This is a genomic window from Algoriphagus sp. (assembly GCF_024642405.1).
Lineage (GTDB): Bacteria > Bacteroidota > Bacteroidia > Cytophagales > Cyclobacteriaceae > Algoriphagus.
In genome coordinates this window covers 1-10418 of the sequence record NZ_JAHEBC010000128.1, presented here as the reverse complement: position 1 = coordinate 10418, position 10418 = coordinate 1, and the positions used below count along the sequence as shown (strand labels likewise).

Sequence of the window (10418 nt, the reverse complement as noted above, 5' to 3'; positions counted from 1 at the left end):
ATTATAGATGAGAAGATTGATCTTCACGTCATCTCGACCAAAGGGAGAGATCTTTTTCAATTAAGAGATTTCTCCTTCTCGTTCCTCGTTGTCGAAATGACCATAATAAATACAACCTTAAAACATTACAAATTCCATTAATTATAAAATGAAAAAATACGACGTAACGGGCATCGGAAATGCTCTTGTAGATATAGAGTTTAAAGTAACCGATCAGTTTTTTGCTGACAATGGTGTAGAAAAAGGTTTGATGACTTTGGTGGATGAAGATCGTCAAAATGCACTGATGGAAGTGATCAATGCAAAACAAGCCAAGAAGCAATGTGGAGGTTCTGCAGCTAATTCTGTGATTGCAGTTAGTCAGTTTGGCGGGAAATCCTATTATTCCTGCCGCGTTGCTAACGATCAGATGGGTCATTTTTTCATGAATGACATGAAATCTGCCGGTGTAGATCATAACTTAAATGAATTGCATCTTGAAGAAGGGATCACTGGGAAATGTCTGGTTATGGTGACAGAAGATGCGGAGCGAACTATGAATACTTTTCTTGGTATTACATCCACTTATTCTATTAAAGATGTCAATGATACTGCAATTCTAAATTCCCAATATTTATATATCGAAGGGTATTTGATCACCTCAGAGAATGGGAAAAATGCGATGATTCATGCGAAGAAAATCGCAGAAGAAAATGGAGTGAAAGTTGCCATGACTTTTTCTGATCCTGCCATGGTCAAGTACTTTAAAGATCCGATGACAGAAGTAGTAGGTGCCAGTGTAGATTTGCTCTTTGCTAATGAGGAAGAAGCAATGATTTTTACGGGTAAAGATAATTTATTGGAAGCTCGGGAAGAATTAAAGAAAATAGCAAAGCATTTTGTAATTACTCAAGGGAAAAACGGAGCGATGATATTTGATGGAGACACCTTTATTGACATTGAGCCTTATGAAACTACTGCAATAGATACCAATGGGGCAGGAGATATGTTTGCTGGGGCATTTATGTATGGCATCACTAATGGGCATAGTTATGCATCCAGTGGAAAACTAGCATCTATGGCTAGTTCAAAAATAGTAAGTCAATTTGGTCCTAGGCTAGAATGGCATCAAGCAAAAGATATTTTAAATCGCTTAAATCCTTGACATAGAGAACTAAGCTTTTGTAGACGGCGAAGCTTTTTTATAATTATTTAACAAAGGAAATTTTAGAAAGTCTTCTATATCGTATTTTTTAGTAGAAAGTTTTAAATTGGATGCCATTTACAAGAAAATATCCTCTTTTGTATTTGTATGTAAACATTTAAAACAATTTCAAAAATTTCACGATTGAATTACAATAGAGAATTTTAACAACCCAATCTTATCACAATGAGAAAATTTACAGTATTAGGTATCATGGCAGGGCTACTGAGTCTCCCGTCCATGGCCCAAAAAAAAATTGAATTCAGAGAGTTTGATTTAGATAATGGCCTGCATGTGATCATGCACCAAGATCAAAGCACTCCTATAGTGGTGACTTCCGTATTATACCATGTGGGTTCAAAAAATGAAAACCCAGAGAGAACAGGCTTCGCTCATTTTTTTGAACACTTGATGTTTGAAGGTTCGGAAAACATTGAGCGGGGGCAATACATGAATATCATCCAGGGAAGAGGTGGAACACTGAACGCTTATACTTCAAATGATATCACCTATTACTATGAATCTTTACCTTCCAATGAATTGGAATTGGCTCTTTATATGGAGAGTGAGCGAATGCTTCATTCCAAAGTTGATGAGACAGGTGTGGAGACTCAACGCGAAGTGGTAAAGGAAGAAAGACGTCAGCGATATGAAAATCAACCTTACGGAACGATTCTTCCAGAAACCTTAAAAAGAGCATATTCTCAGCATCCTTATCAATGGGCACCTATTGGTTCGATGGATCATTTAAATGCAGCATCCATTGAAGAATTCCAGCAGTTTTATAAAGATTTCTATGTGCCAAACAATGCGACCTTAACAATCGCAGGGGATATTGATTACAAACAAACAGAAGATTGGGTGAGAAAATATTTCACCGAAATCCCAATGGGTAAAAAGGAAATCTACAGACCTAACGTAACCGAGCCTAAAAAGTCGGAAGAAATCAGAGATGTGATTTATGATAATATTCAGATTCCCGCAGTAATTCAGGCTTATAACCTTCCTCCAAAAACAGATGAAGATTCTTATGCCTTATCTATGCTTTCTACTTATCTGACCGGAGGAGCATCCTCTTTGATGACAAAAGAGTTAGTGGATAAGCAACAAAAAGCATTAGTTGTAGCTGCTATACCTTTGGAATTAGAAGATGGAGGGATTTTCATCATGTACAGTATAGCCAATATGGGAGTTGAGCCAAAAGACCTGGAATCAGAAATTGACAAATTGATTAGTCAAGTACAGGATGAAGGGATAAGTGATCAGGACTTTTTGAAGCTGAAAAACATCATGGAAAACAACATTGTGAGTAGTAATTCTTCTATGGATGGAATCGCAGAGAACTTGGCTGAAGCTCATGCAATTTATGGTGATGCGAATTACATCAACAAAGTAATGGATGCATACAGCAAGGTAACAAAGGCAGATATTCAGCGAGTAGCGAAAGAATATCTTGATCTAACGGGAAGAGTTGTATTGTATTATTTACCAAAAGCACAGCAACCAGCTCAATAATTGTTTCACCTTAATATTCAAATTGACATGAAAAAAATAACGATATCATTTGTATTAAGCTTTTTGGTAGCTGTGGTGAGTTTTGCACAGCTGGACAGAAGCCAATTTCCTAAATCAGGACCAGCTCCGGAAATCAATATCGGAGAAGCAGAAACCTTCACATTGGATAATGGTCTAAAAGTTTTTGTGGTAAAGAATGACAAACTTCCTCGAGTAGCTTTCACCTTAGTTTTGGAAAGAGATCCATTACTAGAAGGCGATAAGGCAGGTTTGACTGGATTTGTTGGGGAAATGATGACTGGCGGGACAACCAGCAGAACAAAGGATCAATTAGATGAGGAAATTGATTTTATCGGTGCAAGTTTGTCTGCAAGCTCCACTTCAATTTTCGCCTCCTCCCTGAAAAAGCACCAATCAAAAGTTTTAGAATTGATGGCCGATGTGCTTTATAATCCGGTTTTTCCTCAGGAAGAATTAGACAAATTAAAAAAGCAGACGCTAACAGGACTCGCTACTAGTAAAGATGATCCGGGAGCGATTTCTTCTAGATTAACCAACGCAGTGTTGTATGGTAAAGACCATCCTTATGGAGAGGTGACGACTGAAGAAACGATTAATAATATCACTGTGGAAGATGTCAAAGATTATTACGAGACATTTTTCAAGCCAAATATTGCCTATTTGGCGATCGTAGGAGATATGGATAAGGCAGAAGCAGAGAAGGTTGTTAATCAGTATTTTGCGGATTGGAAAGCAGGGGATGTACCAAAATTCACTTATAAAACTCCAACAAGACCAGAAGCAAATGTGGTAGGGTTAGTGGATAGAAGTTCCTCTGTGCAAACGAATATCAATATTGTACAGCCTCTCGATTTGAAAATAGGCGATGAAGATTACATTTCAAGCCGTTTGGTCAACCAGATTTTGGGAGGTGGTTCTTCTTCTAGATTATTCATGAACTTAAGAGAAGATAAAGGCTATACTTATGGAGCATATTCTTCCATTTCATCTGATAAATTGATCGGTAGAATTTCTGCAAATGCGGCAGTAAGAACTGAAGTTACGGATTCTGCTGTTGTACAATTTATTTATGAATTAGATCGTCTTGTTAAAGGAGGCGTGACAGAAGAAGAACTAGAAAAAGCCAAATCAAATCTTGCTGGATCATTTGGACGCTCACTGGAGAGCCCGTCTACGATTGCAAACTTTGCATTGAATACCGAACGCTATAATCTCCCTAAGGATTATTACGCTACTTATCTTCAAAAAATGAATTCTTACACTGTGGAGGATATTAATAAGGCTGCTGTTGATTTAATTCAGCCAGACAAAATGTATATCACAGCAGTAGGTAATGGCGCTGAAATCAAAGATAAATTGGCGCAGTTTGGAGAAGTTAGGATGTACGATAATATGGCAGATCCTGCCAAGGAAATTGTGATGGCTGATGCGAGTATGACTGCTTCCAAAGTGCTGGAAAATTATATCTCAGCAATTGGCGGAGAAGATGCTGCAAAATCTATAAAAGCTGCGAAAGTGATAATGGCAGCAGACGTGATGGGGAATTCAGTAGAAATTGCTATGACTTTTGATGATTCAAACATGAGATTCGGTCAAAAAACCATGGTGATGGGAAATGTCATGCAGAGTTCTACTATGATGGATGGAAAAGGATCTGTTTCTGCACAAGGTCAAACTATGGAGATGACTGATGAGCAATATGAAGAAGCAAAAATGAATGCTTTGTTTATCCCTGAATTATATTATGAAGCTTTGGGATATTCTTTGGAGCTAGATGGTGTCAAAGATGTAGAGGGTACCGAAGCATATAAAGTTATTGTTTCTAATCCTTCAGGTGCCAAAGTGATCAACTATTATGCGGTTGATTCTGGTTTGAAAATCAAAAATGAAAATGAAAAATCCGGGGATACGTTTTACAGCGACTACCAAGAGAAAAACGGTGTGTTGATACCCATGGCTTGGACGATGAAGTCGCCGATGTTACCTGTTCCTTTGGAAGCAAAAATAGAAACCTTAGAAATCAATCCTTCACTCACAGAAGCTGATTTTAAATAGTAAAAAAGGGAAGTTAAATGATATGCCCCCAAGAAGTTCCTGACTTTTTGGGGGCATTTTTATTTCAACCACTTCTTTCTTAACCCTATCTCTTCTCCAATATTTAAAATTGGGTTAGGATAGTATTTCCCTGTTGATTCATATTTGAATTCGTGAAAAGAACCATTGATCCTTGAGGTTACTACATGAATTTGGCTTTCCGATTCTTGATATTTGATTTGATCTCCAATCATTAAATCCATGAAAGCTGGGGAATCTTGGTGGATTTTCGTGATCTTATTCTCGGAGATTAAAATGCCAAGTTTACCTGCCAATAAATCTGGGTTGGGAGTTAATTCAAGTTCTAAACCTAGTTGTCTTATTTTTTCAGAGAAAAAGAGGATTAAGTCTTCCTTGCCAGATATAAACCGATCATAGAAACCTTGAAATGGCATAGGGTCTTGCACTTGATCCAGTAATAAATTCCAGAAACTTTCATTGGTATACCCGATTTTGGGTTTACCGAATATTAACCAAGCCTTCTTCATAAACTCAGGAAAGCTACATCCCTGCTCTAAAAGCATAATGTCAAGACAAAAACAAATGAGACATCCGTGGGAATAGATGTTCACTTTGCGGTCTGGAATCCCGGCTTGGTATCCATCTAACCAAAGATCAAAACTAGACTCTAAAATTGATTGATTTTTCCAGCCTTGGTTGAGGATTTCTTTTTTGAGGACGCCTTCAATTTGTTTTAGATAGGTATCTAAAGTGAAAACTCCCGATTTTAAAAGGTACAAATCACCCATATAAGTTGTGATGCCTTCTAACATCCAGCCCGCCTGGCTATAATTTTCTTTTGAAAAATCATAAGGAAGTAAATCTATTGGACGGATCCTGCATACGTTCCAAGCATGATATAGTTCATGTGAACTTACCCCTAAAAGGTCTTCCATTTGAGCAGGATCAGAAAGGCTTTCAGCTGGTCCAAAAGTGATTACTGTTCCTTTCTGGTGTTCAACCCCATGATAATGTGGATAAGGAAGTAATTGAAATATAAAGTGGTATTCCAGTTCTGGGAATTCCCCAAAATCTCGAATTTGAGTATCAGTAAATTTCCGAAAATGGTCTAGAAAAATATCTTTCTCAAAATGAATATCACCTTGAATCCAAATATTAAATAGCGTGTTTCCCGAATTATAGTGCCATTGTTTTAGTGTATTGGACGCAACCAAAGTAGAATCTACTAACATTTGAAAATCATCTGCATACCAATTTCCTGACTTGTTTTTGGGAAGAGTACAAACTTGTTGCTTAAAAAATGGAAGATCGATTTGAAGTTCAATTGGATGGTTTTTAGTTCCTTTTATCTCGAAACAGCAATTAATGAAATTAATATATATCTGCTGATCATCTATCCAAGCACCCCCGGCATCCATTCTGGAGGAGAAGAAATCATATTTTATATCATAACTATGATTTTTTTTCGCTTCGAAAGACCAACAATCTTTGCTTATTTTTTTAAATGGAATAACTTCACCTTGCTTATTTTGGATTTGGAAACCACGGATAAATTGGGCATAATTTGCCAATTGATAGCGTCCAGCACGCCAAGCGGGTAATTGTAAAAGGATTTCATCTTCATTCATCGAAGTAAACTCCAACTGAATTTGAAGAAATTGAGAAGAAGGGTTGGAGCATCTTAATGTATATTTGTGCATAGATATCAAGTTAGTATATAACAAATGTATAGGGTAGGTTTGTATTTCAAAAAATGCTACTTATCTTTGCAGTCCTTTTTGAGGCCTATTCCTCAGAGAGGAAGTCCAAGAAGCAAATAGATAAAGATATTCGATCATGAAAAGAACATTCCAGCCTTCTCGCAGAAAAAGAAAAAATAAGCACGGCTTTAAAGAAAGAATGTCTTCTGCTAACGGTAGAAGAGTATTGAAAGCCAGAAGAGCAAAAGGAAGACACAAATTATCTGTGTCATCTGAAAAGACATTGAAGAAGTAAAATTCTTTAAGGTTGTTTTCGTATGTTCACATACGGTTATACTCCTTGTAATGAATTATAAACTTCCAAAAAGTGAGCGGCTTCATGCCGAAAAAGAGATCAAGGAACTTTTTAACGAAGGTTCCTCTTTTTTTTTATACCCTTTTAAAGTTCAATTTTTTGTTAAAAAGGGGGTAGTGGATGGAACCCCCAAGGTACTTTTCTCCGTTTCGAAGAAGAAAATCAAAAAGGCAGTAAATCGTAATTTCATCAAAAGAAGAATGAAAGAGGCATACAGACTTAATAAACAATTGATTTCATCATTAGAAATCAACGGTTTGACTTTAGGGCTGATTTTTGTGGGATCTGTAAAGATGGGGTTTCACGAAGTAGAGACTAAAATCATTCAAATACTCAAGCGACTAGTCAAAGAACTCAATTCCAATATTCCAGATCATGAATAAATCTCTTAAGAAATACATACTAGTTTTTGTACTAGGTACGATCATTTTTTCAGGATTTTTTGCTTTTAAAACCAAGAACGATAAGTTATTTGCGCTAGCAAAAAATATTGACATTTTCGCTACGATGGTTCGTGAGTTGGATTCATATTATGTGGATGAAATAGATCCGGATGAATTAGTCACAATTGGTATTAATGCAATGCTGGAAGAGTTGGATCCTTATACTACATATATTCCTGAAGAAGAATCAGCTGACTTTAGAGTGATGACGACAGGTGAATATGGTGGAGTTGGTGCATTAATTGGAAATAGAGGTCAAGGTAATATTATTATAATGCCTTACACTGGTTTTCCTGCCCAATCAGTTGGCCTGAAGATCGCAGATGAATTATTAATGGTTGACACAGTCTCAGTAGTTGATAAAGCTACCTCTGATGTTTCATCATTACTGAAAGGTCCAGCAAATACAGACGTATTTATACAAGTGAAAAGAGGTGATGATACTTTGGGATTTAATTTGACCAGAAGAAAAATTGTAATTAAAAATGTCCCTTTCTATGGGAAAGTAGATGATCACACAGGCTATATTAAATTAAGCGAATTTACTACAAATGCTTCTAACGAGGTAAGGAATGCATTGCTGGATTTAAAAGGGCAAGGAGTCGATCGATTGATTTTAGATTTAAGAGATAACCCAGGAGGTCTAGTCAATGAAGCCGCAGAAATAGTAAACTTATTTATTCCAAAAGGAAAAGAAATAGTAAAAACAATTGGCAAACTCGAAAATGTCAATTATACCTACAAGACTACAAAGACACCTGTGGACAAAGAGATTCCATTGGTGATTTTGATTAATGAAAATTCGGCATCAGCCTCTGAAATTGTAGCTGGAGCCCTTCAGGATTATGATCGGGCTGTATTGATTGGGAGAAAGTCCTTTGGCAAAGGATTAGTGCAAACGACTATACCGCTTTCCTACAACGCCCAAATGAAAATTACTACTGCTAAATATTACATTCCTAGTGGAAGATGTATTCAAGCAATTGATTATGCACAAACGAGGGAAAATGGAGAAATTACGACGGTACCAGATTCTTTGAGAAAAGAGTTCAAGACTAAAAATGGAAGATTGGTTTTAGATGGAGCAGGGATAGAGCCAGATGAGTTGGTAGATAAAGTCACTTATGCTCCAATTTCTTACAGCCTTGTTGCAAGAAGCCATATTTTTGATTTTGCAACAGAATATGCTCGTTCCCATCCAGAAATAACCAACCCTTCGGAATTTTCAATTTCAGATGAAGAATATGATCAGTTTGTTAAATGGTTGGAAGGCAAAGAATATGACTACACTACCTATTTGGAGAAATCAGTTAGTGATCTGACAAACTATGCAGAGAAAGAAGAATACTATGATGAAATAAAAACTCAAATTGAAGCTATCAAGGCTAAAGTAAATCATAGTAAAGAGCAAGATTTGGTTACTCATCAAAAAGAAATAAGGAAGATTTTATCAGAAGAAATCGTGTCAAGATATTATTTCCAGGAAGGAATGATTGAAGCAAGTTTGATTGATGATCCAGCTGTAAAGGAAGCTTTGAATTTTCTTTCAATTCCAGATAAGTTAAACCAAATTTTAACAGCTTCTTCAAAATAATCATGGCATTGATACTTTCATTGGAGACATCAACCCCTGTATGCTCTGTTGCAATACATGATCATGGGTCTTTATTGGGAGTAAAAGAAGTAAATATTCCGGGAGCTCATTCGGAGCGACTTATAGGTTTAATTGATGATTTGCTAAACACCTGTAAATGTAAAAGCGAAGATTTAGCAGCAATCGCGGTTTCAGAAGGACCGGGTTCTTATACTGGATTAAGAATTGGAGTATCAACAGCTAAAGGTTTAGCCTTCGCTTTGTCTATTCCTTTAATAGGAGTAAGTACTTTAAAAGCTTTAGCAAGAGGGGCTAGGAGCATAGCGGGAGCTGATTCCAAAATCATTGCCATGCTTGATGCCCGGCGGATGGAGGTTTATAGAGAGGTTTTTGATTACCAAATGAATTCAGTTGCGTTTTTGGATTCAGAAGTAATAGAAGCAACTTCCTTTGAAAAATATCTAGAGAATGGTTCTGTTTATTTTATTGGAGATGCGGTTCAAAAAGTTAAAGAAGTAATTACTCATCGGAATGCTGCCTTTTTAGAACAAAAGATTTCTGCTGATCAGGTAGGAGAAATTGCCTGGCTGAAATTTCAAAAAAGTGAATTTGAGAATCTCGCTTATTTTGTTCCGAACTATCTAAAAGAATTCAAAGTTCTCAAGTCTAAGAAAAACCCATTATTGATATCATGAGTGAGATCGTAAATAGAATTGCCCAAAGTGCAATTATTTCTTTGAATCTTGAGGAGATTTATCCAAAAGAGGAAAGAGTGGTTTTTGACCTCGAACCTTTTTTGTTTCAAGGTCTGGTGATAAAAGAAAAGGATTTCCGCATTGCCTTAAAAGAGATTGATTGGAGTCAATACAATAATAAGTGGGTGGCTATATTATGTAGTGCAGATGCTATCGTTCCAAATTGGGCATTTATGTTAGTGGCAACCTATCTTACTGGAATATCCAGAGGATACGCAGTAGGTAATCTAGAGACTTTGGAAATAATGATTGTAGAGGAATGTTTGAGTCATCTTGATTTAAATTCATTTCAGGATAGGCCAGTAATCGTAAAAGGATGCTCTGAATTCCCCATCCCACTTTTTGCCTATGGACGAATTGTTTCATTAGTTCAAAGCAGGGCAAAATCGATTATGTATGGTGAACCATGCAGCACTGTTCCTTTGTTTAAAAAATCAAAGTCCTGATTGTTAAATAGCTGCAAAAAATCATTAAAAAGTTTATGATTTTGTCAGCATGAAAGTTTGTGAATTTAGCAAAACAGCCCTATGTTTGCACTCCCATTTGAGAAAAGACTCAAGGGGTTTTTAAAAAGAGTGAATAAGGGAAGAAATAAAAAATAATTTTTTTTCGATTTGAGTTTTGAAACAAAAATTAAATCCCGATATTTGCACTCGCTTTCGGGGAAACGAACCTCGACAACTCCTAAAAATGATTAGGAAAAAGTTCTTTGAAGTGATGTAAGGCGAAAAAAATAATAACCTGAGGAAGACGAGGGAAGGTTCATGTGATTTGCTTTGTGCGGTCATATGGACAGT

General features: G+C 36.5%; 9 protein-coding genes. 8 read left to right on the top strand and 1 reads right to left on the bottom strand.

Annotation, left to right across the window (positions count from 1 at the left end; all coding sequences use genetic code 11):
* Positions 1 to 148: 148 nt before the first annotated feature.
* From Q0L68_RS11145 to Q0L68_RS11135, 3 genes are all read left to right on the top strand, one after another.
* Positions 149 to 1144 carry an adenosine kinase gene (locus Q0L68_RS11145; RefSeq protein WP_296702950.1) on the top strand — a complete coding sequence of 332 codons (996 nt, stop codon included), beginning with the start codon at positions 149 to 151 and terminating at the stop codon, positions 1142 to 1144.
* Positions 1145 to 1369: 225 nt separating this feature from the next.
* Positions 1370 to 2698, top strand: coding sequence for a pitrilysin family protein (locus Q0L68_RS11140; protein WP_296702946.1), 1329 nt, complete (start codon positions 1370 to 1372; stop codon positions 2696 to 2698).
* 27 nt (positions 2699 to 2725) lie between these two features.
* The gene (locus tag Q0L68_RS11135) at positions 2726 to 4774 is read left to right on the top strand and encodes a pitrilysin family protein (RefSeq protein ID WP_296702945.1); all 2049 of its coding nucleotides are present in this window, start codon (positions 2726 to 2728) and stop codon (positions 4772 to 4774) included.
* Between the two features lie 59 nt (positions 4775 to 4833).
* Here Q0L68_RS11135 and Q0L68_RS11130 read toward each other — a convergent pair whose 3' ends face one another.
* Positions 4834 to 6474 (bottom strand): M61 family peptidase, encoded by a 1641-nt coding sequence (locus Q0L68_RS11130; RefSeq protein ID WP_296702943.1) that lies wholly within the window; start codon positions 6472 to 6474, stop codon positions 4834 to 4836.
* Positions 6475 to 6610: 136 nt separating this feature from the next.
* On the opposite strand from Q0L68_RS11130, the gene rpmH reads away from it, so the two are divergent.
* The 5 genes from rpmH to Q0L68_RS11105 are packed head-to-tail and all read left to right on the top strand — an operon-like array spanning position 6611 to position 10067.
* A complete protein-coding gene (rpmH, locus tag Q0L68_RS11125; protein ID WP_092900477.1) occupies positions 6611 to 6769 on the top strand; it encodes a 50S ribosomal protein L34 in 159 nt (52 codons plus the stop codon).
* Between the two features lie 50 nt (positions 6770 to 6819).
* Positions 6820 to 7212: a ribonuclease P protein component gene (gene rnpA / locus Q0L68_RS11120; protein ID WP_296702939.1), complete on the top strand. Its 393-nt coding sequence runs from the start codon at positions 6820 to 6822 to the stop codon at positions 7210 to 7212.
* Positions 7205 to 8866: a S41 family peptidase gene (locus tag Q0L68_RS11115; RefSeq protein ID WP_296702938.1), complete on the top strand. Its 1662-nt coding sequence runs from the start codon at positions 7205 to 7207 to the stop codon at positions 8864 to 8866. The genes rnpA and Q0L68_RS11115 overlap by 8 nt, the downstream gene beginning before the upstream one ends.
* 2 nt (positions 8867 to 8868) lie before the next feature.
* Positions 8869 to 9561: a tRNA (adenosine(37)-N6)-threonylcarbamoyltransferase complex dimerization subunit type 1 TsaB gene (gene tsaB / locus Q0L68_RS11110; protein ID WP_296702937.1), complete on the top strand. Its 693-nt coding sequence runs from the start codon at positions 8869 to 8871 to the stop codon at positions 9559 to 9561.
* The gene (locus tag Q0L68_RS11105; protein WP_296702935.1) at positions 9558 to 10067 is read left to right on the top strand and encodes a DUF2480 family protein; all 510 of its coding nucleotides are present in this window, start codon (positions 9558 to 9560) and stop codon (positions 10065 to 10067) included. Before tsaB ends, Q0L68_RS11105 begins: the two co-directional genes overlap by 4 nt.
* Positions 10068 to 10418: the final 351 nt, after the last annotated feature.